General features: G+C 67.8%; 25 protein-coding genes and 1 pseudogene. 15 read left to right on the forward strand and 11 right to left on the reverse strand.

All coding sequences use genetic code 11. The annotated features are described in order from the left end of the window. Positions 1–21: 21 nt before the first annotated feature. Complete coding sequence (locus ACZYZ5_RS07170; protein WP_463900441.1) at positions 22–1,341, forward strand: MFS transporter; 1,320 nt, start codon at positions 22–24, stop codon at positions 1,339–1,341. 82 nt (positions 1,342–1,423) lie between these two features. Here the strand turns inward: ACZYZ5_RS07170 and ACZYZ5_RS07175 are convergent, their stop codons facing one another. Continuing rightward, complete coding sequence (locus ACZYZ5_RS07175; protein WP_463900443.1) at positions 1,424–2,500, reverse strand: ATP-dependent DNA ligase; 1,077 nt, start codon at positions 2,498–2,500, stop codon at positions 1,424–1,426. A gap of 94 nt (positions 2,501–2,594) precedes the next feature. On the opposite strand from ACZYZ5_RS07175, the gene ACZYZ5_RS07180 reads away from it, so the two are divergent. The 3 genes from ACZYZ5_RS07180 (at position 2,595) to ACZYZ5_RS07190 (ending at position 5,690) form a co-directional block, all read left to right on the forward strand. Further along, complete coding sequence (locus ACZYZ5_RS07180; protein WP_463900446.1) at positions 2,595–3,590, forward strand: TIGR03885 family FMN-dependent LLM class oxidoreductase; 996 nt, start codon at positions 2,595–2,597, stop codon at positions 3,588–3,590. After that, entirely contained in the window at positions 3,587–5,281 is a 1,695-nt protein-coding gene (locus ACZYZ5_RS07185) for an alpha-amylase family protein (protein ID WP_463900448.1), read from the forward strand. Before ACZYZ5_RS07180 ends, ACZYZ5_RS07185 begins: the two co-directional genes overlap by 4 nt. 172 nt (positions 5,282–5,453) lie before the next feature. After that, entirely contained in the window at positions 5,454–5,690 is a 237-nt protein-coding gene (locus ACZYZ5_RS07190; protein ID WP_463900450.1) for a hypothetical protein, read from the forward strand. 5 nt (positions 5,691–5,695) lie between these two features. Here ACZYZ5_RS07190 and ACZYZ5_RS07195 read toward each other — a convergent pair whose 3' ends face one another. From ACZYZ5_RS07195 to ACZYZ5_RS07210, 4 genes are all read right to left on the reverse strand, one after another. Beyond that, positions 5,696–5,983: a MoaD/ThiS family protein gene (locus tag ACZYZ5_RS07195; protein WP_463900452.1), complete on the reverse strand. Its 288-nt coding sequence runs from the start codon at positions 5,981–5,983 to the stop codon at positions 5,696–5,698. Between the two features lie 5 nt (positions 5,984–5,988). Further along, on the reverse strand, positions 5,989–7,128 hold the full coding sequence (locus tag ACZYZ5_RS07200; RefSeq protein ID WP_463900455.1) for a WD40/YVTN/BNR-like repeat-containing protein: 1,140 nt from the start codon (positions 7,126–7,128) through the stop codon (positions 5,989–5,991). A 115-nt stretch (positions 7,129–7,243) separates the two neighbouring features. Beyond that, a complete protein-coding gene (locus ACZYZ5_RS07205; RefSeq protein WP_463900457.1) occupies positions 7,244–7,444 on the reverse strand; it encodes a hypothetical protein in 201 nt (66 codons plus the stop codon). 79 nt (positions 7,445–7,523) lie between these two features. Beyond that, entirely contained in the window at positions 7,524–7,874 is a 351-nt protein-coding gene (locus ACZYZ5_RS07210) for an ArsR/SmtB family transcription factor (RefSeq protein ID WP_463900459.1), read from the reverse strand. A 92-nt stretch (positions 7,875–7,966) separates the two neighbouring features. Between ACZYZ5_RS07210 and ACZYZ5_RS07215 the strand changes: the two genes are divergently transcribed. From ACZYZ5_RS07215 to ACZYZ5_RS07240, 6 genes are all read left to right on the forward strand, one after another. Continuing rightward, on the forward strand, positions 7,967–9,358 hold the full coding sequence (locus ACZYZ5_RS07215) for an FAD-dependent oxidoreductase (protein WP_463900461.1): 1,392 nt from the start codon (positions 7,967–7,969) through the stop codon (positions 9,356–9,358). A gap of 39 nt (positions 9,359–9,397) precedes the next feature. After that, positions 9,398–9,910: a universal stress protein gene (locus tag ACZYZ5_RS07220; protein ID WP_463900463.1), complete on the forward strand. Its 513-nt coding sequence runs from the start codon at positions 9,398–9,400 to the stop codon at positions 9,908–9,910. 24 nt (positions 9,911–9,934) lie between these two features. Next, the gene (locus ACZYZ5_RS07225) at positions 9,935–10,498 is read left to right on the forward strand and encodes a DinB family protein (RefSeq protein WP_463900465.1); all 564 of its coding nucleotides are present in this window, start codon (positions 9,935–9,937) and stop codon (positions 10,496–10,498) included. A gap of 222 nt (positions 10,499–10,720) precedes the next feature. Then, positions 10,721–11,068, forward strand: a complete 348-nt coding sequence (locus ACZYZ5_RS07230; protein WP_463900466.1) for a metal-sensitive transcriptional regulator — start codon at positions 10,721–10,723, stop codon at positions 11,066–11,068. A gap of 66 nt (positions 11,069–11,134) precedes the next feature. Further along, positions 11,135–11,365, forward strand: a complete 231-nt coding sequence (locus tag ACZYZ5_RS07235) for a heavy-metal-associated domain-containing protein (RefSeq protein WP_463900469.1) — start codon at positions 11,135–11,137, stop codon at positions 11,363–11,365. 112 nt (positions 11,366–11,477) lie between these two features. Further along, on the forward strand, positions 11,478–13,790 hold the full coding sequence (locus ACZYZ5_RS07240; RefSeq protein ID WP_463900697.1) for a heavy metal translocating P-type ATPase: 2,313 nt from the start codon (positions 11,478–11,480) through the stop codon (positions 13,788–13,790). Positions 13,791–13,809: 19 nt separating this feature from the next. On the opposite strand, the gene ACZYZ5_RS07245 is transcribed toward ACZYZ5_RS07240, so the two are convergent. Next, on the reverse strand, positions 13,810–14,082 hold the full coding sequence (locus ACZYZ5_RS07245; protein WP_463900472.1) for a DUF2277 domain-containing protein: 273 nt from the start codon (positions 14,080–14,082) through the stop codon (positions 13,810–13,812). A 177-nt stretch (positions 14,083–14,259) separates the two neighbouring features. Between ACZYZ5_RS07245 and ACZYZ5_RS07250 the strand changes: the two genes are divergently transcribed. Further along, positions 14,260–14,523 carry a hypothetical protein gene (locus ACZYZ5_RS07250; RefSeq protein WP_056432770.1) on the forward strand — a complete coding sequence of 88 codons (264 nt, stop codon included), beginning with the start codon at positions 14,260–14,262 and terminating at the stop codon, positions 14,521–14,523. Positions 14,524–14,590: 67 nt separating this feature from the next. On the opposite strand, the pseudogene ACZYZ5_RS07255 reads toward ACZYZ5_RS07250, so the two are convergent. Further along, positions 14,591–15,530, reverse strand: a pseudogene (locus ACZYZ5_RS07255) (EamA family transporter). A 177-nt stretch (positions 15,531–15,707) separates the two neighbouring features. Between ACZYZ5_RS07255 and ACZYZ5_RS07260 the strand changes: the two are divergent. Together ACZYZ5_RS07260 and ACZYZ5_RS07265 are read left to right on the forward strand one after the other, a co-directional pair. Beyond that, the gene (locus ACZYZ5_RS07260) at positions 15,708–16,250 is read left to right on the forward strand and encodes a CGNR zinc finger domain-containing protein (RefSeq protein WP_463900474.1); all 543 of its coding nucleotides are present in this window, start codon (positions 15,708–15,710) and stop codon (positions 16,248–16,250) included. Positions 16,251–16,381: 131 nt separating this feature from the next. Further along, the gene (locus tag ACZYZ5_RS07265) at positions 16,382–17,143 is read left to right on the forward strand and encodes a hypothetical protein (protein ID WP_463900477.1); all 762 of its coding nucleotides are present in this window, start codon (positions 16,382–16,384) and stop codon (positions 17,141–17,143) included. Between the two features lie 58 nt (positions 17,144–17,201). Here the strand turns inward: ACZYZ5_RS07265 and ACZYZ5_RS07270 are convergent, their stop codons facing one another. From ACZYZ5_RS07270 to ACZYZ5_RS07280, 3 genes are all read right to left on the reverse strand, one after another. Then, on the reverse strand, positions 17,202–17,567 hold the full coding sequence (locus ACZYZ5_RS07270) for a hypothetical protein (RefSeq protein ID WP_463900479.1): 366 nt from the start codon (positions 17,565–17,567) through the stop codon (positions 17,202–17,204). 84 nt (positions 17,568–17,651) lie between these two features. Further along, positions 17,652–18,245 (reverse strand): hypothetical protein, encoded by a 594-nt coding sequence (locus tag ACZYZ5_RS07275; RefSeq protein ID WP_463900481.1) that lies wholly within the window; start codon positions 18,243–18,245, stop codon positions 17,652–17,654. 86 nt (positions 18,246–18,331) lie between these two features. Continuing rightward, complete coding sequence (locus tag ACZYZ5_RS07280; RefSeq protein WP_463900483.1) at positions 18,332–19,687, reverse strand: MATE family efflux transporter; 1,356 nt, start codon at positions 19,685–19,687, stop codon at positions 18,332–18,334. 146 nt (positions 19,688–19,833) lie between these two features. Here ACZYZ5_RS07280 and ACZYZ5_RS07285 point away from each other — a divergent pair, with 146 nt between their 5' ends. Next, positions 19,834–20,268, forward strand: a complete 435-nt coding sequence (locus ACZYZ5_RS07285) for a DoxX family protein (protein WP_463900486.1) — start codon at positions 19,834–19,836, stop codon at positions 20,266–20,268. 141 nt (positions 20,269–20,409) lie between these two features. Next, the gene (locus tag ACZYZ5_RS07290) at positions 20,410–21,384 is read left to right on the forward strand and encodes an acyl-CoA thioesterase (RefSeq protein WP_463900489.1); all 975 of its coding nucleotides are present in this window, start codon (positions 20,410–20,412) and stop codon (positions 21,382–21,384) included. Between the two features lie 3 nt (positions 21,385–21,387). Here ACZYZ5_RS07290 and dnaB read toward each other — a convergent pair whose 3' ends face one another. Continuing rightward, entirely contained in the window at positions 21,388–22,770 is a 1,383-nt protein-coding gene (gene dnaB / locus ACZYZ5_RS07295; RefSeq protein ID WP_024367946.1) for a replicative DNA helicase, read from the reverse strand. Positions 22,771–23,357: the final 587 nt, after the last annotated feature.

The following is a 23,357-nucleotide window of genomic DNA, read 5'->3' on the forward strand; positions in this document are numbered from 1 at the left end:
TCGTCACAAAAAAGGAACTCCATGAGCCAGACACTCCCGTCTACGACGCCGGGCACTGACGCACCGGCCGGGACACCGAAGAAGGCAGCCCTCGCCAGTTTCCTGGGCAGCGCCGTCGAGTACTACGACTTCTTTATCTTCGGATCCGCCGCAGCCCTGATCTTCCCCACGGTCTTCTTCCCCGACGCCGGGGCCAACGCGGCCATCATGTCCTTCGCGACGTTCGGCTTCGCCTACATTGCCCGGCCGATCGGCGCCGTCATCCTGGGCCACTTCGGTGACCGGGTGGGCCGCCGCAAGGTCCTCATGTTCACGCTCCTGCTGATGGGCGCCTCCACCTTCATGATCGGCTGCCTGCCGGACTTCAACACCATCGGCTGGTGGGCTCCGGCACTGCTGGTGCTGGCGCGTCTCTGCCAGGGCCTCTCCGCTGCCGGCGAGCAGGCCGGCGCCTCGTCGATGACGCTGGAGCACGCCCCGGACAACCGCCGCGCCTTCTTCACCTCCTGGACGCTGACCGGCACCCAGGGCGGACAGATCCTCGCGGCCCTCGTGTTCATCCCCGTCCTGGCCCTGCCGGATGAGATCAAGTACGGCATCGGCTGGCGTATCCCGTTCTGGCTCAGCGCCGTCGTGGTGATTGTTGCGTTCTTCATCCGCCGCACCCTGCACGAGCCCCCGGCCTTCGAGGAAGCCCAGAAGACCGCCCAGATTTCCAAGCTCCCCGTCGCCGACCTGCTCAAGCACCACTGGCGTGATGTCCTCCGCGTCGTTGCCTGCGCGTTCATCGCCGCCGTCTCCACCGTGTTCGGCACCCTGGCCATCGCCTATGCCAAGAACGTCGCCGGCGTGGACGGCACCACCACCCTCTGGCTCGTCGTTGGAGCCAACGTCGTCGCCCTCGGCACCCAGCCGCTGTTCGGCAAGCTCGCGGACCGGATCGGCCGCAAGCCGGTCTTCATCTACGGCGCCCTGGCCAGCGCGGTCCTGACGCCCGTGTTCCTGCTCAGCCTCGAGTCCGGCAACGTCCCGATGATGTTCCTGGCCGCGATCTGCTTCTTCTCCTTCGGCTACGCAGCCTCCAACGCCGTCTGGCCCGCCTTCTACGCCGAAATGTTCAGCACCAAGGTCCGCTTCTCCGGCCTGGCCATCGGCACCCAGCTGGGCTTCCTGATGGCAGGCTTCGCCCCGGCGATTGTCGCGGCCATGGGCGGCACCAAGCCCGGCGGCTGGGTCCAGATCAGCGTCTTCACCGCGATCATCTGCCTCATCTCCGCCGTCTCGGCCCTGACCGCCAAGGAATCCTTCAAGATTCCCACCAAGGAGCTGGGCCAGAAGTAACCCGTTCCCGCCCGGGACATCGGGCCGCAGCACCGGAAGCCCGGCGTGTCCACAGGGGACGCCGGGCTTTTCCCTGCCCCGGCTAATCAGTGCCGGTCGCCAGGACCGCGGCCAGGTCGTACCTGACCGGCTCCTCGAGCTGTTCGTAAGTGCAGGAACGCGGATCGCGGTCCGGGCGCCAGCGGACAAACTGCGCCGTGTGGCGGAACCGTTCGCCCTCCATGTGGTCGTATTTCACTTCCACCACGCGGTCCGGCCGGAGCGGCGTGAAGGATAGGTCCTTGCCGCCGCTCCACCGGCTGCCCTGGGCATTGCGCGGCGTCCGGGTCCCTTCCTCCTGCCGGGCCCAGTCCCAGGGGTGTTCCTCGAAGCTGGTCACGAGCGGCTGGAGCTCTTCGAAGAGCTCCTTGCGGCGCTGCATGGGGAAGGCCCCCACGACACCAACACTCGCGAGTCCGCCGGCGTCGTCGTAGAGCCCCAGCAGCAGCGAACCGATCCGGTCCGGCCCGGACGTGTGCACCCGGTACCCGGCGAGAACGCAGTCGGCGGTGCGTTCGTGCTTGATCTTGAACATGGAACGCTTGTCCGGCAGGTAGCGCCCGTCCAGCGGCTTGGCCACGATCCCGTCGAGCCCGGCCCCCTCGAACTGGTGGAACCACTCCTCGGCGGTGCCCTTCTCGCGCGTCGCGGCGGTGAGGTGGATCGGGGCAGCACTGTCGGCGAGCACGCGCTCCAGCGCCGCCCGCCGCTCGGCGAAGGGACGCGCGGTGAGGTCCTCGTCATCAAGCGCCAGCAGATCGAACGCGACGAAACTCGCCGGCGTCTGTTCTGCCAGCAGCCGGACCCTGCTCGCGGCGGGGTGGATCCGCTGTTGCAGGGTGTCGAAGTCGAGCCGGTCGCCGGAGCCGCCGACCAAGATGATCTCGCCGTCGAGCACGCAGCGCGGCGGGAGGTTTGCCTTCAGCGCCTCGACAAGTTCCGGGAAGTAGCGCGTCAGGGGCTTGCCGTTGCGGCTGCCGATCTCCACGTCCTCGCCGTCGCGGAAGATGATGGACCGGAACCCGTCCCACTTCGGTTCGAACATCAGCGCGCCGTCGGGCAGGGACGTCACGGCTTTGGCCAGCATGGGCGCGATCGGGGGCATGAGCGGCAGTTGCATAGGCCTATTGTGTCTGCGCCCCGCGCTGCCCGCCAGAGGCCCGGCCGGGCAGGATTTCCTCGACAACCGGCCGGGCCGACGGTAGACATGAACGATGGCTACCATTGGTTTCCACGCATCGCACGAACAGATCAGTCCCGGCCAGCTCCTCAAGGACGTTCAGCTGGCGGAGCAGGCGGGCTTCGACGCCGCCATGTGCTCGGATCACATCGAGCCCTGGTCCGCCCGGCAGGGACATTCCGGTTTCGCCTGGTCCTGGCTCGGGGCGGCTCTGGCCACCACCAAGCTGCGCCTGGGCGTCGTGACGGCGCCGGGCCAGCGCTACCACCCCGCCATCATCGCGCACGCTTCGGCGACGCTCGCGGACATGTTTCCCGGCCGGTTCTGGCTGGCGCCGGGCAGCGGCGAGTACATGAACGAGCACGTCACCGGGGACGCCTGGCCGGACAAGGCGACGCGGCAGCGGCGCCTCGAGGAAGCCGTGCAGATCATCCGCGAACTCCACGACGGCAAGGAGGTGACCCGGGACGGCCTGGTCACCGTCCAGCAGGCGAGGATCTGGGATGTGCCAGAGATCAAGCCGCCGCTGATTGCTCCGGCCGTCAGTGTGGAAACGGCGCGCCGCGGGGCCGCCTGGGCGGACGGGCTGGTGACGGTAAACCAGCCGCACGCGAAGCTGAAGGACATGCTCGCCGCCTACCGGGATGCCGGCGGCAGGGGCAATGCCGTGCTGCAGGTGCACCTGTCCTGGGCGCCGACGGAGCAGGAAGCGGTGGCGGTTGCCATGGACCAATGGCGCAGCAACGTGTTTGCCCCGCCCATCCCCTGGGATCTTCCGACAGCGGCCCACTTCGACGGCGTCAGCGCCGACGTCGGCGAGGAACAGGTCCGTAATGTCGTGAACATCTCCGCGGACACCGGGCAGCACGCGCAGTGGCTCGCCGAATACGTCGACCTCGGCTTCGATGAGCTGTACCTGCATTTCGTCGGGCAGGAGCAGTCTCCCTTCATCCACGCCTTCGCGGAACACGTGCTCCCGCAGCTCCGCGGGTCCGGGAACCCGCGCCAAGACCGGGAGGCGCTGCTGTGAGAATCGCCGAAACCTCCGACCTGTGGTGGAAGAACGCCGTCATCTACTGCCTGGATCCGGAGACGTTTTTCGACGGCGACGGCGACGGGACCGGGGATTTCGGCGGTCTGGTCGAGCGCGTGGACTACCTCGCGGCTTTGGGAGTGACGTGCATCTGGCTGATGCCGTTCTACCCCACCCCGGACAAGGACGACGGCTACGACGTTACGGATCTGTACGGCGTGGACCGTCGGCTGGGCAACCTGGGCGACGTCGTGGAGTTCATCCGGACCGCGAAGGACCGGGGCATGCGGGTGATCGCGGACTTTGTCCTCAACCACACCTCGGACAAGCACCCCTGGTTCGTGGAGTCGCGCAAGGCGGTGGACAACCCGTTCCGCGACTATTATGTCTGGCGCAAGGACACACCCCCGGACACCTCGGAACAGGTGGTGTTCCCCGGCGAGGAAACCTCCATCTGGACCCAGGACAAGGCCACCGGCGAGTGGTACCTGCACATGTTCGCCAAGCACCAGCCGGACCTGAATGTGGCGAACCCGAAGGTGCGGGACGAGATCGCCAAGTCCATGGGGTTCTGGCTGCAGCTGGGACTGGACGGCTTCCGGCTGGACGCGGTCCCGTTCTTCCTGGAGCTGCAGGGCACGTCCAAGGAGGACTCGGCACAGGTCGATCCGCACGACTACCTCAGCGCGCTTCGCAGCTTCCTCAACCGCCGCAACGGCAGCGGCCTGCTGCTGGGCGAGGTCAACGTGCCATACAAAGATCAGCTGACGTACTTCGGCGGGGCGGCAGGAAACGAGCTGAACATGCAGTTCGACTTCCTGTCCATGCAGAACCTGTACCTGTCCCTCGCCCGGGAAGACGCCCGGCCGCTGGCCAAGTCACTCAGCTCCCGCCCGAAGATCCACCCGGACAACCAGTGGGCCATGTTTGTCCGCAACCACGACGAGCTGACCCTGGACAAACTCAGCGACGCCGAACGCGAGGAAGTCTTTGCCGCGTTCGGACCGGACGAGGACATGCAGATGTACGGCCGCGGCCTGCGCCGCCGGCTGCCCACCATGCTCAACGGCGACCCCGCCCGGATCCGCATGGTCTACTCACTGATGTTCGCCCTGCCCGGAACTCCGGTGCTTTTCTATGGCGAGGAAATCGGCATGGGCGAGGACCTCACGGCGAAGGGCCGCTCGGCCGTGCGGTCCCCCATGCAATGGAATGACACCGAGAACGGCGGATTCTCGACCGCCCCCGCAAAGGACCTCGTGGCCCAGGTGGTGGACGGCTACTTCGGGCCGAAGAACGTCAACGCCGCTGCGGCGAAGCGGGACCCGGGGTCACTGTGGAACTTCATGGCCACCTTGATCCAGCGCTACCGGGAGAGCCCCGAACTGGGGTGGGGCGAATTCGAAGTCATCAAACAACCCACCGCGAAGGTGCTCCTGCACCGGTGCTCCTGGGGCGGTTCGACCGTCGTGCTGGCGCACAACTTCGGGGCGGAACCGACCTCGGTGGCCGCGAACCTGAGCTCCGCGGGGGACCCGGAGACGGGTTTCGAGGGCACCTACCTGCGGGACCTGCTGGAGGGCCAGGACATCGAACTGGCGGACGACGGCGGCTTCGAGCTGGAGCTGGGCCGGTACGGCTACCGGTGGTTCCGGATCCAGCGCCCGGGCGAACGCCACATCCCGTGAAACGGCCGCGGTTCTGAGGCTCCGGCAGCCGGCCCGCCCACGCCGGTAACTCCCCCGGCGTCGAACGCTTACCCACGTCTTACCGGGCCGAAACGCGGCGGCAACATTGGCGCAGGAGACTGGAAGCGCCGGCAAAGAGCAGGCACCACTCTCCAGTCCAGGAGGCCCCGCCATGTTGAAGGAAGCCACAGCCCATATAACCCGCATCCGTGCCCTGGATCAGCTGCACCGCGGCGACGAGATCGAGGCGCACCTCAGGGTCGGTCCGAATTACGACGACGTCGTAATCCGCCGCGGCAGCGTCCAGGAAACCGCGCCCGGAATCGGCGTGGTCTGGATCATGGACCGGCAGTCCGGCACCCGGAAAGCCGTCAATACGGACGAGTGCAGTCTCTGGCGGGTCGCCTGAGACCGCTAGCCCCCCGCGACGGACTGGATGATCAGGACCTCCTGGCCCGGGGAAACCTCGGTGGCCAGGCCCTGCAGGCGGCGAATCTCATTCCCGTTGACGTATATATTCACGTAGCGTCGGATCGCCCCGGTCTCATCCCGCAACCGCCTCGACAGCGCCGGATACTCCCCGGTCACCACGTCCAGTACCCCCTCCACCGTCACCGCCGTGTCAGCGGGCGCAGTCAGGAAGGACTGCCCGCCGGCCAGCGGCTGGAGCACACTGGGCAGCACCACACTGATCCCGGCCACGGGTCTCAGGCGCTCACGGCGGCGCCGGACCCGGCGGTACCGGAAACGTATGCCGGGGAGACGGCAGCGGCCCGCACGCACAGCACGTCCGGCAGGTGCGACGCCACCTCGGCGAAATGCTCGCCCTCGTCGGCACTGGCGTAGACGCTGCCGCCGCGCGTGCCGAAATACACGCCGGCCGGTGCCGCCGCGTCAACGCACGCCGCGTCCCGCAGCACGGAGTTGTATTCCGCTCCGGGCAGTCCGTCGTCCAGCCGCTTCCAGCTCGCCCCGGCGTCGTCGGTCCGGTGGACCGCCAGTCTGCCCTCCGGCGGGATCCTCTCGCCGTCGGCCTTGAGCGGGACCACCCAGGCGGTGCCGGCCCGGCGGGGATGCGTCAGCATCACAAAGCCGAAATCCGCTGGCAGGCCTTCCGCGATAGATTCCCAGCTCTCGGCGTCGTCGTCACTGCGGTAGACACCGTGGTGGTTCTGCGCGTAAAGCCGGCCATCGACAACAGAATCAGCCGCGATCTTGTGCACACACTGGCCGAATTCCGGGTTGGGGTCGGGCATGAAATAGGCCGAGATTCCCTTGTTGCGCGGTTCCCAGGAGCTCCCGCCGTCGAGCGAGCGGTAGACGCCGCCGGTGCTCATCGCGACGTGCACCTTCTCGCCGGTGTGGTCGACGACGATGGAGTGCGCCGCGGCGCCGCCGTAGCCGGCCCCCCATTCAGCGCGGTGCGGGTGGTCCCAGAGGCCGCGGTTAAGCTCGAAGTGTTCGCCGCCGTCCGTGGATTTCCAGACCGAAATCGGCTCGCAGCCGGCCCAGACGACTCCGGGTCGGGACTCGGCGTCGGGGTGGATCTGCCAGACGCGTTCCAGGGCGGCATCGGTGCCCGCGGGGAATCGGATGGCGCCCTCAACGGGTTCGTTCCACGTTTCGCCCAGGTCATCGGAGTGGAAGACGGTGGGGCCCCAGTGCTCGGAACGCACGCCGACCAGGATCCGGGTCCGGCCGTCGCGTGTGTCGATGCCGATACTGGGGACTTCACTCATCAGGAAGTGCGGGCCGGAAAGTGACCAGTCTCTGCGGTCGGGACTCGTGGCCAGCCAAAGGCCTTTTTTGGTGCCGATCGCCAGGACAAAACTCTCTGCTGTTGACATGCCCCTTATGCAACCATCACCAGAGGATGCCCGCAATGGTTTTTCGCAGACCGGATCGGTCCGGCCCCGCGCCTTCCGCGGTACTGACCGTCCGTCCTGTCCGCCGGACGCCGGGTCAGTCGACGAATTCGGACTGCGTCTCGATGAAGTCCCAGTCGGCGTCGCTCAGCACCCCGGACACGTCATCCGGGTGTGGGCCGCCGGCCTCGGCAATGCCCTGCAGTACGGTCAGCGGCAACTCGGCGGCACGCAGGTTCTCCCGCAGCCACTCCTTGCTCGCCAGATCCAGATCCAGCCACCACATGAAGATTTCCACGGCGGTCACCCTTTCCTGAGGTCTTCAACGTTAGGCCCAGCGCCGGAGGCGTTCAAGTGCCGCATGGCTCTAACGGCGCCTACAGGGCCGAGAGCACGTCCGCGGTGCGCTCCAGCGCGCCGGGGACCAGCGAGTAGTAGGCCCAGGTGCCCCGCTTTTCGCGGTGCAGCAGTCCCGCATCGACGAGGATCTTGAGGTGATGGGACACCGTGGGCTGACCAAGGTCCAGCGGTTCGGTGAGGTCGCAGACGCAGGCCTCACCGCCGGCGGACGCCTTGACGATGGACAACAGCCGCAAGCGGTTCGGATCGGCGAGGGCCTTGAAGAGCTGGGCCTTGCCCTGCGCCTCTTCCGCACCCAGGACCGGCATCCCCGACGGGGTGCAGCAGGCCTCCGCCGCCGCGGACTCAACAATCTGCAGTGTTGTCATGCCACCATTATGCACCCATATTGACAGTCATCGATATATAGGGAGATACTCGGCATATCGATCATCATCAATCAATCCGGAGAGAAGGCACTATGGACGTCGCCACCAGTCTTCCCGTTGCCGTCATCGGCGCAGGCCCGATCGGCCTCGCCGCGGCCGCCCACCTCCTGGAGCGCGGCCTTGAGCCGCTCATTTTTGAGGCCGGTCCGACGGCGGGCGCCGCCGTCGAGCAGTGGCGCCACATCCGCCTCTTCTCACCCTGGCGCTTCAACACTGACGCCGCCGCCGCGCGTCTGCTCGCAGCCTCCGGGTGGGAGGCGCCACGGCCCACGGCGCTGCCATTCGGCGGCGAGCTCGTCGATTCCTACCTCGCACCCCTCGCCGCGCTGCCGGCCCTGTCCTCCCGGCTGCACACCGGCGCCCGAGTAACGGCCGTGACGCGCCAGGGCATGGACAAGACCCACAACCGCGGCCGGGACACCACGCCGTTCCTGCTCACGGTCGAACACCCGGGCGGCGACGTCCGCGAGCACCGGGCAGCCGCTGTCATTGACGCCTCCGGCACCTGGGGCACCCGGAACCCCCTCGGTACGTCGGGACTGCCCGCTACCGGAGAAACCGCCGCGGCGGAGCGGATTTCCTCCGCACTGCCGGACGTCCTTGGCCGCGAGCGTGCACGGTTCGCCACCCGCCGCGTCCTCGTCGTGGGCGCGGGCCATTCCGCCGCCAACACCCTGATCAACCTCACCGAATTGGCGCGGCAGGAGCCGCGCACCAGGATCCTTTGGGCCGTGCGGGGCGCCTCGGCCGCAAAAGTCTACGGCGGCGGCGACGCCGACGGCCTGCCCGCCCGCGGCCAACTGGGCGGCCGGCTGCGCCGCCTGGTCGAGGCCGGCACCGTGGAACTGCACACCGGTTTCGGGATCACCACCCTCACGCCGGCGGCCGCGGGCGTCACGGTCACCTCCACCGACGGACGCAGCCTTGAAGCCGACATCGTGGTGCCCTGCACCGGCTTCCGGCCGGACCTGGACATCCTGCGGGAGCTCCGGCTGGAACTGGATCCGGCCGTCGAGGCCCCGCGCGAGCTGGGCCCGCTGATCGACCCTGAATTCCACTCCTGCGGCACCGTGGCACCGCACGGCGCCAGGCTGCTGGCGCACCCGGACCAGGACTTCTACATCGTGGGGATGAAATCCTACGGACGGACGCCCACCTTCCTGCTGGCCACGGGGTACGAGCAGGTCCGCTCCGTCGCTGCCGCCCTGGCCGGGGACCGCGAGGCCGCGGACACCGTCCAACTCGAACTCCCGGAGACCGGGGTCTGCTCCTCCGACGCCGACTCCGGCTGCGACGTCCCGGCCGCTCCGGCCGACCTGGTGTTCGAGACAGCCGGCGCCTGCTGCGGCACCCCCGAACCGGTCCTGGTGGGCTTCCCCACCGGGCTTGCGCACGGCCGCTCCAGCGGAGCCGCCGGGGAGTAAGCCCCTGTTCCTGACGCGGGGCGGGCGGCACAATTGAGTATGTCCGCCGAACGCACGAGTGGTCCGCCGCCCCTCGTGGTCGGCGTGCTTCCGGGACAACGCCCCGAAGTGCTGCAGACCGCCGCCTCCCTGGCCTCGAAACTCGCCGCGCCGCTGATCTGCGCCCACGTCGATGAGGCGAGTTATCTCGTGGAGTGGGATCCGGCGCGGTCCGCGCACCGGCTCTCACTGCACCCGGACACTGACAACGCCGAAATCCGGGCCGTGACCCAGGAGTTGCGGAACAGCATCGGCTCAGCCTGCGACGCCCTGGGCATCCACTGGACCCTGCGGACGCTGGCCGGGGACCCGGCCCGGGCGCTGGGCAGGCTGGCAGCCGAGGTCGGTGCCGCGATGATCATCGTGGGGACCCCGGAACCCGGCCTGGGTCACCGAATTTCCGCTGCCCTCAACGGTTCGGTGGCCGCGTGGCTCAGCCACCATCAGGACCATCCGATCCTCATCGTTCCGGTCCGGGGTGCGGTCCACCACCGGACCAGGCACAGCTCCTGACATGGTGCCTGACTGTGGGCCGGCGTGACCGTCCCGCTGGACCGGGAAGCCGTCGCTGCCGCGTATCGGCGCAACTGCGCTGAGCTCGAAGCGACTCTGGCAGCCGCCTCGCCCGACGCGCTCCACCGCCGCAGCGCGGGCACCCGCTGGACCAACGAGGAACTGCTGTACCACATGGTGTTCGGCTACGTCGTGGCGCTGGCCCTGCTGCCGTTGGTGCGGGTCTTCGGGCGGCTGCCTGTTTCCGTCAACCGCGGTTTCGCGTGGCTGCTGAACGCCGGCACCGCCCCGTTCGACGTCGTCAACTACTGGGGCTCCAGAGGGGGCGCACGGATCTTCCACCGCCGGCGGATGGCCGGCCGGCTGCGTCGGGTGACCTCGGCGCTGGAACGGCGGCTGTGGCGGGAGACGGAACCTGGCCTGGCCCGCCGGATGTACTTCCCGACGCGCTGGGACCCCTTCTTCAAAGAGGCCATGACCTTGGCGGACGTCTACGCGTACCCCGTGGCGCACTTCACCTTCCACGCCGCCCAACTATCCCTGGACGCGGCTCCGGGGGGCGCGGCAGGGCTCCCGAAAGTAAAGTGAATGTTGTTATTCAGGGTGCTGGCTTTCTCCGCCCACCGCCACGTAAGCTTGATTGCGTAGGCGAGAGAAAGACCGCCGACCCAAAGACGGCTCCGGAGTGCGTATCCCCCAATAACGCACTCCGGAGTTCTTTTTGTGTCCGGACCGTTTGGCCCAGGCGCCGGCCGCGGATACCCCCGCAGGGTACTTGCTTCATACCCCTAGGGGGTATATGTTGGGCTCATGAACGAGCCCGAAGTCCCCGCCATGGAACCCGCGGACGCCGAGCAGCATCAGCAGCACGGCTATTCCTCCAACAAGGACGCCTACCTCCTGCGGCTGAAACGCATCGAGGGCCAGGTGCGCGGCATCGCCCGGATGGTCGATGAGGACAAGTACTGCATCGACATCCTCACTCAGGTCGCCGCCGTCACCAAAGCCCTGCACGCCGTCAGCCTTGGACTGGTGGAGGAGCACATCGGCCATTGTGTCGTCGGCGCCGCCTCGGAACCGGATGCGAAGCTGCGGGCTGAAGCCATCGATTTCAAGGTAAAAGAGGCCACCGATGCCATCGGCCGCCTGCTGCGGTAGCGGCAACACCACCACCACACGTCTGGGCTAACGAACCACCAGCAGCCCACCCACTAGGAGCCAGCCATGAGCACCGTTTCCACCACCGTGAACGTTTCCGGAATGACCTGCGGCCACTGCGTGTCCTCCGTCAGCGAAGAGCTCGAATCCCTGGCCGGCGTCGAAGCAGTCGACGTCGACCTCAACTCCGGAGGCATCTCCACCGTCACCATCACCTCCACCGGCGCCCTGTCGACCGCCGAGATTGGCGAGGCCGTTGCCGAAGCGGGTTACCTGATCGTGTCCAACGCAACCTGAGCACCACGGCCAGGCACACCGCGCAGCACCAGGACAGGCAGGTAACACCGTGAGTAGCGAGCAACTGCTGGACCAACCCGGAAACCGGGTGATCGAGCTCGACATCGAGGGCATGACCTGCGCCTCCTGCGTCAGCCGCGTCGAACGCAAGCTCGGCAAGCTCGACGGCGTCACCGCCACGGTCAATCTGCCCCTGGAGTCGGCCCACGTCACCGTCCCCGCAGCCGTGACCGACGACCAGATCACCGGTACGGTAGCGGCCGCGGGCTACAAAGCCACGATCCGCACTCCCCTGCACCACCCAGCCACCCCGATCGAGCCGGTCAGCACGGCGATACTGACACAGCCAACCACCGCCGGTGACGTGTCCCCGAGCGGAGCCGCCGGGGACACGCGGAAGCGTGCGTCTAAGGTTGGGCCACGCCAGCAGGGTTCCGTGCTCCGCCCGCGCCTGACCGTCGCGGCCATCCTCACGGTCCCGGTGTTCCTGATTTCAATGTTCCCGGCCTTCCAGTTCGCCAATTGGGGCTGGGTCGCAGGAGCCCTGGCCCTGCCGGTGGTCACGTGGGCGGCCTGGCCGTTTCACCGCGCCGCAGCCGTCAACGCCCGGCACCTCGCGTCCACGATGGACACGCTCGTCTCCATCGGTGTGACCGCGGCCTACGCCTTCTCGGTCTGGCAGCTCTTTGCCGACCCGCGGATGACTGAGCATCCGGGGATGGACAGCATGGAAGGAATGGCCTCCGGCGGGCTGTACTTCGAGGTCGCCGCCGTTGTCACCACCTTCCTGCTGCTGGGCCGCTACCTGGAGGCCAATGCCAAGCAGCAGGCCGGGGACGCCCTCAAGGCGCTGCTGAACCTGGGCGCGAAGGATGCCACGGTCCTCCGCGGCGGCCAGGAGCAGCAGATCCCGGCCGATCAGCTGGGGGTGGGCGACGTCATGGTCGTCCGCCCCGGCGAGAAAATTGCGACCGACGGCGTCGTCGTCGAAGGGTCCTCCGCCGTCGACGCCTCCCTGGTGACGGGCGAGTCCGTCCCGGTGGAAGTCGGCCCGGACAGTCCGGTCACGGGCGCCACCATCAACACTTCCGGCCGGCTGCTGGTCCGCGCCACGCGCGTTGGCGCCGAAACCACCCTCGCCCAGATGGGCCGGCTGGTCTCCCAAGCCCAGACCGGCAAGGCGCCGATCGCGCGACTTGCGGACCGGATCAGCGCGGTGTTCGTGCCGGTGGTCCTGGCCATCGCCGCAGCCACCTTCGGCGCCTGGCTGCTGGCTGCCGCCCCGGACATCAGCGACTCCGAACTCCGCGCCGCGTTCACGGCCGCCGTCGCCGTGCTGGTCATCGCATGCCCGTGCGCCCTGGGCCTTGCCACCCCCGTGGGGCTGCTCACCGGAACCGGCCGGGGAGCGCAGTTGGGCATCCTGATCAAAGGGCCGCAGGTCCTTGAGGACACCCGGACCGTTGACACCATCCTGCTGGACAAGACCGGCACCGTGACCAGCGGACACCTGGCCGTCGACGGCACCGAGGCGTTCGGAACCTTCAGCCCGGCCGAGGTGCTGCGCCTCGCCGGCGCGGTCGAGGCCGCATCCGAGCATCCGATCGCCCGCGCCATCGCCGCGGACGCACTCTCGGTGGAGCGCCGCGACAACGACGCCGGCGCCCTTCCGGCCGTCGCCAGGTTCCGCTCCGCGCCCGGCGGCGGGGTGCGGGGAACGGTCGGGGGCCGACTCGTGACGGCCGGCCGCACGGGCTGGTTGCAGGAGGACGGCATCACCCCCACCGCGGCGCAGCTGGAGGCCCTGGGCAAAGCCGAGGGCTCCGGGGCCACCGCGGTCTGGCTCGCCGTGGACGGGGAGCCCGCCGGAATCATCAGCCTGCGGGACACGGTCAAGCCGGGCTCCGCAGCCGCGATCCTGCGGCTCCGGGGGCTCGGGCTCCGTCCGATCCTCCTGACCGGGGACAACGCCGCCGTCGCCGCGCAGGTGGCAGCCGCCGTCGGCATCGCCCCGGAGGACGTGTACGCCGGGGTGCTGCCGGAGGGCAAGGTCGAGGCCGTGCGGAAACTGCAGGCCACCGGCGCCACGGTGGCCATGGCCGGCGACGGTGTGAACGACGCCGCGGCGCTGGCCCAGGCAGACCTCGGCATCGCCATGGGCTCCGGCACTGACGTCGCCATCGAGGCTGCCGACCTGACGGTCATGGGCAATGACCTGGGGCAGGTCGTCCAGGCGATCGAGCTGTCCCGCCGGACCCTGTCCACCATCAAGACGAACCTCTTTTGGGCCTTTTTCTACAACGCCGTCGGGATCCCGGTGGCGGCCCTGGGCCTGCTCAACCCGATGATCGCCGGCGCCGCAATGGCCGCCAGCTCCGTGCTGGTCGTGGCCAACTCGCTGCGGCTGCGCAGCTTCGGCAGGTAGGTCCCCCAGCGGGCGCCCCTCAGGCCGCGCCGAAGCGGACCGCAGCCCTGGCCCTCGCCTTGGCGGCTTCCTCCCCGCGGTCCCTTGCCGGGGCGTGGGTCACCAGGGCGTCGAGCAGGTGCTGGGTGGCGTGGGCAATTTCGTGCACCGCCCGGTTAAAGGCCTCTTCGTTGGCCTTGGACGGCTTGGTGCTGCCACTGATCTTGCGCACGTATTGCAGCGCGGCGGCTTCCACTTCGTCGGTGGTGGCGTGGGGTTCGAAATTGTGGAGGGTCCGGATATTTCGGCACATAACTCCATGCTAGGTGCCATTGCGCCAGGGATCGAGGGCATGGGGAGGGCTGCCCATCGACACTTTTCCGGCAGGCAGGATAGTTTGGGGGCATTGGATCTTCCGGAGCAGCCGGGATCCGCCGGGGGGCGCCTACAGGGCCCGGGTCCGGTTCTACCACTTGAGGAGATTTTTCGAATGGCTATTTGGGGTGCAGACATTGCTCAGCTCAAGACTCTTGGGACGAAGCTGCAGGCGGGATCGTCGGAGATCGACAAGCAGAAGTCGCTGCTGACCAAGGTGCTTGAGGGCACCGACTGGAAGGGTCCGGACGCCGACAAGTTCCGCAGCGAATGGAACGGCCAGCACGTTGCCGCGCTGGCGAAGGTCTCCCAGGCGCTGCAGGAGGCCGGCAAGCAGGCCAGCCGCAACGCCACCGAGCAGGAAAGCGCTTCGCGCTAGGCAGAAGCCCGCAGAATCGAACCGGCCCGGACGCAGCAGCGTCCGGGCCGGTTTCGTCGGTCCCTGCCTACGGCACGGGTTCGAGGTCGTTCGCATGGTCCGGCCCCGGACGGGATCCGGAGCTCGTCCAGCCGGACCAGGACGACGCCGCCGACAATCAGCAGCCCGCCCATGAGCTGGATGGGGCCCGGCAGTTCCCCCAGCAGCAGCCACGCCCAGACGACGGCGAACAGGACCTCGGTCAGCGAGACGAAGGATGCCACCTTGGAGCCGAGCGCGCGCGCCGCCACAATGCCGGACACATAGGCGAGCACGGTGGCCAGCACCACGAGGCCACCCAGGGCCACCCACCAGGGAGTCACCCAGGGGCCCAACCGGGTGTCCGCCGTGCTGAAGGCCATCGGCAGCAGGCCGGTTGCCGCGGCAACCCACATGGTGGCGGCTCCGACCAGGAGTCCTCCGGAGGCGAGGACGATCGGCGGGAGGGTGTCGTTTTCCTTGGCCGTGATGAAGAAGTAGATCGCCAGGCAGACAGCGGCCGCGAGCCCCCACAGCACGCCGATGAGGTCGATCTTGACGGCCCCGGTGAGATCCAGGACGAGGACCAGCCCGCCCAGGGACAGCAGCGTTCCGGCAATCGTCAGGGGGCGGGGGCGTTTGCGGCTGGCGGCCCAGAGCCACAGCACGATGATCACGGGAGCCAGGTACTCCAGCAGCAGGGCGACCCCTACCGACAGACGGGCGACCGCGTTGAAATAGAACAGCTGGCAGGCGGCGACCCCGATGAGGCCGAAGAGCAACACCGTGAGCCAGTTGTCCCTCAGCTGGTGCCAGCGTCCGCGCAGCGCCGGAATGGCGGGAACGGCCAGGATGATCGCCGCTCCGGTGAGGCGGGCGGTGACGGCAGCCCCGGGGGTCCAGCCGGTCTCCAGCAGCGCCTTGGCAAAGGAGCCCGAGAGACCGAACACGGCCGAGGAAAACAGGGCAACCCCCAGACCCGATGCCATGAAAGCAGATGCCGCACGGGGCTTGCCGGCACCGGGTTGTCCGGGGGTGCGTATTCCGGAATCGGTTGTGGCCGGTGCTTCGGCGGTGCGGCGTGCGGCAGACACGGGCTGCCTCCTGTCAGGAGTAAAGTAGGGTTATGCTCATGACAGTACGCCACGCCAACGTAAGGAGTCAAGATGCTTTTTGCCCCTGACACAGAGGTGGCCCTGCGGTCTGTGGTCAACCTGATCAACTCGTCGGCCAACGGGGATGAGCACCTGCCCACGACCGAGGACCTGGATCATTTTCTGGACGCGGAGGGATTCAGGGGTTCCCGGACCCTGGACGCGGCCGAGCTGGCCGGCGTAAAACGCCTCCGCGCGGAGCTTGCCACCCTCTGGCTCGCGGACGAGTCCGCCGCCGTGGACACCGTGAACCGGTTGTTGCGGGAGGCGCGCGCGCTCCCCCAGCTGGTCAAGCATGATAAATGGGACTGGCACCTGCACGCCACGACCCCGGACGCACCGCTGGCGGACCGGATGGGCACGGAAGCCGCGATGGCCCTTGTCGATGTCATCCGCAGCAAGGAAATGGACCGCATGCTGGTGTGCGCCGCCGAGGACTGCGACGCGGTCGTACTGGATCTCAGCCGGAACCGCTCCAAGCGCTACTGCGATACCGGGAACTGCGCGAACCGCGCGCACGTGGCGGCCTACCGGGCCCGGAAGGCAGCGTCCTGAGCGCGTCACAAAGCGCCTTTGCCGTGACCCGCACGGGCCCTGCCCGCGGGACCGGACGAATTTCCCCATAGACTGGATTAATTCGCACAGCCAGCAGGCCGGCGAAACCCAATCTAGGGACATCAGTACACATGGCACAGCGCCCACCGCTCAAAAACGTCACGGCAACACTGGGGATTACCGGAATTTTGGCAGTAGGGCTGGTTGCCTGTGGCGGGGGCGGCACCTCGCCTGCGACCATCAGTTCGCCCGAGTCCGCGGCCCCTGCCGGCAGCAGCGCCAGTGCCAGTGCCAGTGCCAGTGCCAGTGCCACGCCAAGCACGGCAGCGTCGACCGCAGCCGCGGCAGCAGTGCCCATGGACGGCACACTCACGGCGCCGGGAACCAAGCTCAAGGCCGGAGAACCTGCCGTCACCCACACCAATACGGGCAAGGACAAGGCCGACCCCAAGTACACGGAAGCCGTCTTCACCTCGACGCTGACGGGTGTCGTCGCGGGAACCCCGGACGACTTCGCCAAGTTCAAGGACGCCGCGAAGTTCGCCGGGCAGACGCCCTATTTCGTCTCGGTCAGCCACCGGATGGACAGCCTGAGCAAGGCATCCCTCGGCATCAGCGAGCCCCGGGTCACCGCCCAGCTCAAAGACGGCTCCGACGCGCAGTCACTCATCGTCTTCGGCGCCTTCGACCAATGCAACAGCACCCGATTTGCCACCACGGGCACCGGGGATTCTCTGACTCTGGTGGTCGGCAGCACCATGGTGTCCTGCCAGGTGTTCCTGGCGCCGGCCGGCGATGCAGTCACGACCGTCCAGTACACCGATTCCAAGTACGTCTACGCGAACTACAACGACAACCCGTACCTGAAGAATCCGATTTCCTGGACCAAGTAGGAACGTTCGCCGTGGCGCCTGAACGGGGGTGCGGGCGGGTCGGGCGGCGTTCGCGGACTTAGCGGACGTCGTCGCCCGACGCGCGGGGGCCGGCATCCGGGGTGCCGGCGTCCGGTCGGGGCTGCGCCGGGTGGCCGCCGTGGCCGGAGTGCCGGGAGCTCAGGTTGACGCCGGACCCCTTGCCGAGCTGTTCATCGTTGGGCTTGTGGCCCATCGCAAGCATGGCGAGGACCACCAGGATCACAATGAAGGCGATGCCGGCGGCGGTGAATGCCAGGTCAAAGCGCGGGGTCTTAGCGCTGCCGCCGGAAGCGAACATCAGGGTGGCAACGAAGGCCAGCACTGCCCAGAAGGCGGAGAACATGAGCGGTCCCTTGACCGAGGTGCGCAGCTTGCGCGGTTCTCCAGATTTCTGCTGTGCCAAGGTGCTTTCCTCCTGCAGCCGACGCCGCCAGGCGTGGCAGTTGTGATGCCGCGATCGTTCTACGCAAGGTAGAACCTGTCCGTACTAGTTTACGGCCTTCGCGGAATCGGCCCGTGCATCGTGCCGCAGGGTCAGCCCGGCCAGCATCCAGAGCACGCCGCTGATGATGGCACCACCGCCGGCGACGCCGAGCAGCGCATGCGGACCGAGGTCAATGAAGAACGGCAGCAGGCCGGCGGTGCCCACCCCGACGACGCCGGAGGCGACCCAGTCGCGGGCCAGCGCGGACCGGCCGCGGTTGGTGATACCGAGGTAGAGCTCTGCTGCGCCGGCCAGGCCCAGGCCCAGGGCGGCCAGGACCCCGAAGAGCAGGTTGCCGGACATGAAGCCGACCGCGGCGCCGGTTCCGGTCAGCACGGCGCCGGCGGCTGACAGGATCTTGCTGGACGCGGACCCGGCGCGGAGCCCGGTCCTGTTCACGCTCCAGAGCAGCACCACACCCGTGGCCAGCAGGTACATACCGCCGGCCCAGCCCATGCCCGCGGTGGAGGGCGCAGCCCAGAACACGGTCACAGCACCGAACCCCAGCGCCACGGCGGCCCGGACCAGCACGGGTTTCCAGAGATCGGCCGCGGCGGGCTGGGCGGTGGAGGCATCAGGGTCTGCGGGGAGAGTCACCCGACCAGTTTAGTGCGAAGCCGCACCGGCGCGTGCCGGTCTGCCGCGCGGGCCGGGGGTCATCCGGGAGGGCCGGTCGGCAGGACTCAGGGCGAGCCGAGCACCATCCACCGGTCCGTCCGCGCGCGGAGGCCCAGTGTCACAGCCCTTGCGGCCATGTAACCCAGCGAGAACGCCGCCCACAGCCAGAGCAGGCCCGCGCCGCCGTCGGCCCCGGACTGCCCGACGGCCAGCAGCAGCGGCAGATACACGGCGAGATTCACGACACCGGCCAGCGCCAGGTACTTCGCGTCCCCCGCGCCGATCAGCACGCCATCGAGGACAAAGACATAGCCGGCGAGCGGCTGCCCGGCGGCGAGCACCCACAGCGCCAGCGTCAGCGCGCCCCGGACCTCGGCGTCGGAGGTGAAGAGCAGGCCCGCCCACGGTGCCGCCCCGGCGAGCAGGATCCCGGCAAGTACGCCAACACCGAGGCCCCAGCGGACCATGGTTCCGGCGAGCTCCCGCACCGCCGCGGGGCGGGATGCACCGAGTTCCTTGCCAATGAGCGCCTGCGCGGCGATGGCAAGGGCGTCGAGGGCGAAGGCCAGGAAGGTGAAGATGGTCATGGCGAGTTGGTGGGCGGCCAGGTTGACCGGCCCCTGGGCCGTGGCCACCACTACCGTCGCGAGGATCGCGATGCGCAGGCTGAGCGTCCGCAGCATCAGCCACGAGCCCACCTTGGTCAGGGCACGGATGCCGCGCCAATCGGGCAGCAGGGACACGCCGTGGTTGCTGGCGTTGCGTTGGACCATGACCACGTAGACCAGGGCCATGGCCCATTGGGCGATGCTGGTGCCGATTGCGGAGCCGGTGACGGACAACTGCAGTCCATAGACCAGAATGAGGTTCAGCACGACGTTCAACGTGAAACCGGCGGCTGCGACGAACAGCGGCGTGCGGGTGTCCTGCAGGCCCCGCAGCACGCCGGTGCCGGCAAAGATGAGCAGCATCGCGACCAGCCCGGGCATCGACCAGCGCAGGTAGTCCACGGCAAATGTCCGCACGTCACCGGTGGCGCCCATCAGGTCCAGCAGCGGTTCGGCGGCGAGGAACCCGGCGGCGGCGAGGACGATTCCCAGCAGCAGGGCAAGCCAGACGCCGTCCCGCCCGGCGGCCAGGGCCTTGGGCAATTGACCGTTGCCGATCGCCCGCGCCACGGCCGGCGTGGTGGAGTAGGCCAGAAACACCATCAGGCCCACCACGGTATGCAGCACCGCGGACGCCAGTCCGACGCCGGCGAGCTGGGCCACGCCGAGGTGTCCGACGATTGCCGCATCCGCGAGGAGGAACAGCGGTTCGGCGATGAGTGCACCGAAGGCCGGGACTGCGAGGCGCAGAATTTCCCGCCGGCGGCCCGCCGCGGACGGGAGGGCTGCGGGAGTCGGGGCGGAGGCTGGCACGGAACCACCCTAGCGGCAGGGCCGGCGTCGCACAGCTTCGCATTAGTTGACATTTCAACTACGCACCGGAAGACTATAAGTTGAAACTTCAACTAAATCCCCTGCGGCCCGCCCCGCGGCGGCCCCTACGTCAGAACGGCATCCCCATGAACCAGCCCACACTCACCACCACGGCCCGCACCATCCTTCGCATCGTCACCGGATTCCTCTTCGCCGCGCACGGCTGGCAGAAATTCAACGAGTTCACCATTGCCGGCACCCAGGCCTCCTTCGCGCAGATGGGCGTTCCGGCCGCGAACCTCGTCGCCCCGGTCGTCGCCACGCTGGAACTTGTCGGCGGCATCGCCCTGATCCTCGGGGTGCTCACCCGCGTGTTCGCGGCCCTGCTCGCGGTAAATATGCTCGGCGCCCTGTTCCTGGTCCATGCCTCCGCGGGAGTCTTTGCCGCCACCGGCGGCTACGAACTGGTGCTGATCCTGGCCGCCGCCGCCCTGGCCGTGGCCCTGGTCGGCGCCGGCAAGGTCTCCGTGGACAAGGCCCTCTTCGGCCGCACCGGCTCCAGGCTCAGCGTCCTGGCCTAAGGAAGTCCCTGCGCCAGGCGGCGCGTGCCGGCGGGCGGCCACCAACAGGTGGCCGCCCGCCGTCGTGCCCTGTGTGGCGCTCCGGACGGCGTTTGTGTCCTCGCCCGCGACGCTTCAGCGCCCCGTCAGTAAACTCGCAGCATGAGTGAGACTGCCGCCAATGCCGTGACCCTGCGCTTCCTCGCCGCGCCCACCGACGTCGGCCACAGCGGTTCGGTCGACGCCGGCACCGTGCTTGAGTGGGTGGACAAGGCCGCCTACGCGGCCGCGGTCGGCTGGGCGAAGTCCTACTGTGTGACTGCCTACGTGGGGAACATCCACTTTGCGGACCCGGTCAACAGCGGGGACATGGTCGAGGTCACGGCCACGATTGTCTACACGGGCCGGTCCTCCATGCACATCCGCACCGTGGTGTCCTCGGGCGATCCGAAGGGCGGCCCGGCCACGATGCGCAGCCAGTGCATGGTCATCTTCGTGGCCGTCGGCGCGGACGGCAAGCCCATCCCCGTGCCGCAGTTTGAGCCGACGACGCCGGAGGAAATCGAACAGCGCGACCATGCGCTGGCGCGGATCAAGGTCCGCGAGGAAATTGTCCAGGCAATGAGCGGGCAGGAATATACCGACGCAGGAACCGCCGAAAACGTTGTCCTCCGCTTTGTGGCCGCACCCACGGACGTGAACTGGGGCGGCAAAGTGCACGGCGGCATCGTCATGAAATGGATCGACGAAGCGGCCTACGTCTGCGCCTCGCGGTACTGCGGTATGGACACGGTGGCCGTCTTCTCCGGCGGTGTGCGGTTCTACCGTCCGCTGCTCATTGGCCACGTGGTGGAGGTCGAGGCCCGGCTCGTCTACACGGGGACCAAGGGCATGCACATCGCGGTCCATGTCCGCTCGGGAGATCCCAAAGGACGCGAGCTGGACCTCACGACCTACTGCCTGACCGTGATGGTGGCACGCGACGAGCACGGCACGTCCGTCCCGATCCCGCAGTGGGAGCCGGTGTCCGAGGAAGACAAACGGCTGCACGCCCACGCCCGCGAACTGCTGGAGATCCGGGGCCGGGCACCGGGGAACCGGCTGCCCAACCACCTGCTTCGCGCCGGCGGCGAGTAGCCCCTAGAAGCCGCCGCCCCCGGCGTCGGCCGCCATGTTGGCGAACCGCGAGTAGTGGCCCTGGAAGGCGACCACGATGTCCTTGGTGGGCCCGTTGCGGTGCTTGGCGATGAGGATGTCCGCCTCGCCGGCACGCGGCGATTCCTTGTCGTAGACGTCTTCACGGTGCAGCAGGATGACCATGTCGGCGTCCTGCTCGATGGAGCCTGATTCGCGCAGGTCCGAGACCATCGGCCGCTTGTCCTGGCGCTGCTCGGAGCCACGGTTCAGCTGCGACAGGGCAATGACAGGGACCTGGAGCTCCTTGGCCAGCAGCTTCAGCGCACGGGAGAACTCGGACACCTCCTGCTGGCGGGACTCCACCTTCTTGCCGGAGCTCATCAGCTGGAGGTAGTCAAGGATGACGAGTTTGAGATCATGCTGCTGCTTCAGGCGCCGGCATTTGGCCCGGATTTCCATCAGCGACATGTTGGGGCTGTCGTCGATAAAGAGCGGGGCGTCATTCATCCGGCCCATCGTGGTGGCGATCTTGGACCACTGTTCGTCCTTGATCGTGCCCTTGCGCAGGTCCTGAAGGCCAATCGTGGCCTCCGCGGACAGCAAGCGCATGGCGATTTCGTTCCGGCCCATTTCCAGGGAGAACATCACGGTGGCGAGGTTGTTCTTGATGGCTGCGGAGCGGGCGAAGTCCAGCGCGAAGGTGGACTTACCGACGGCGGGGCGGGCAGCGATGACGATCATCTGGCCGGGGTGCAGGCCGTGCGTGAGCTCATCGAGTTCGTAGAAGCCGGTGGGAACGCCCGTCATTCCCTCCTCGCGGTGGCCGGACGCTTCGATCTCGTCCACCGTGGACTCCATCACGTCCTTCAGGACAACGTAATCTTCGGCGGTGCGGCGCTCCGCCACGGCGTAGATCTCGGCCTGCGCCTGGTTCACCAGGTCTTCGACCTCGCCGTCCTGGCCGTAGCCGAGCTGGACGATCTTGGTGCCGGCGTTGACCAGGCGGCGCAAAACCGCGCGTTCGCCCACGATTTCGGCGTAGTACCCGGCGTTGGCGGCGGTGGGAACAGTCTGGATGAGCTCGTGAAGGTAAGCCGGGCCGCCGATCCGGTTGATCTCCCCGCGCTTGGTCAGTTCATCCGAGACGGTGACGGCGTCGGCAGGTTCGCCGCGGCCGTAGAGGTCGATGATGGCTTCGTAGATCGTCTCGTGCGCAGGGCGGTAAAAGTCCACGCCGCGCAGGATTTCGACGACGTCGGCGATGGCGTCCTTGGACAGCATCATGCCGCCCAGCACGGATTGCTCGGCGGGAATGTCCTGTGGCGGCTTGCGGCTGCCTTCGGCTCCCCGCGTCCCCTCGACTGAATCCAGATGCGTAACTGACAAAACTGCCGTCCTCCATTGTGTGCCTCGGCGGATGTCCGTGCGCCGGCGACGCCTGTGCCATGGGCCTTTGGTGCCCGCTGGCGTAAGACCGACGGGTTAACTACTATCAGCGGGCCCAGACACTTTGGCCGCCTCCCGGGATTGCCGGTTTTCCACAGCCCGGATCCAGGCTGGGGGCCGGGGGCGGAAAAGGAAAGCCAGCATCGGATTTTGGTATCCGAGGCTCGATATCCAGCAACGTTATCTGCCGGAGGGGCAGGCACCAACCCGGCCGACATCCCCTCCTGTGGATAACCTGTGCACTACTGCCCCCTGCTTGTGCACAGCCTGTGGGAACACCTGTGGATAGAAAGTTTCTTTCCCCTGCAATCAGCCTCTGACGTGGGAAAACGCTAATATCACCGTGTGGACACAAAAGAATTTCCGGCCATGTTCATCCACAGCACCCGAGGAGTGGCTGGGGATAGTCGGCGGTCCGCGAGGGCACACAAGGCCGGAATATGCACATTTGGTGATGGTCCTCACTCGGTCAGTCCGGCATTGACGTCACCGGCGACGCACGGTATGCCGATCGCAGAATGTACTGT

The organism is Pseudarthrobacter ribosi (assembly GCF_055412865.1).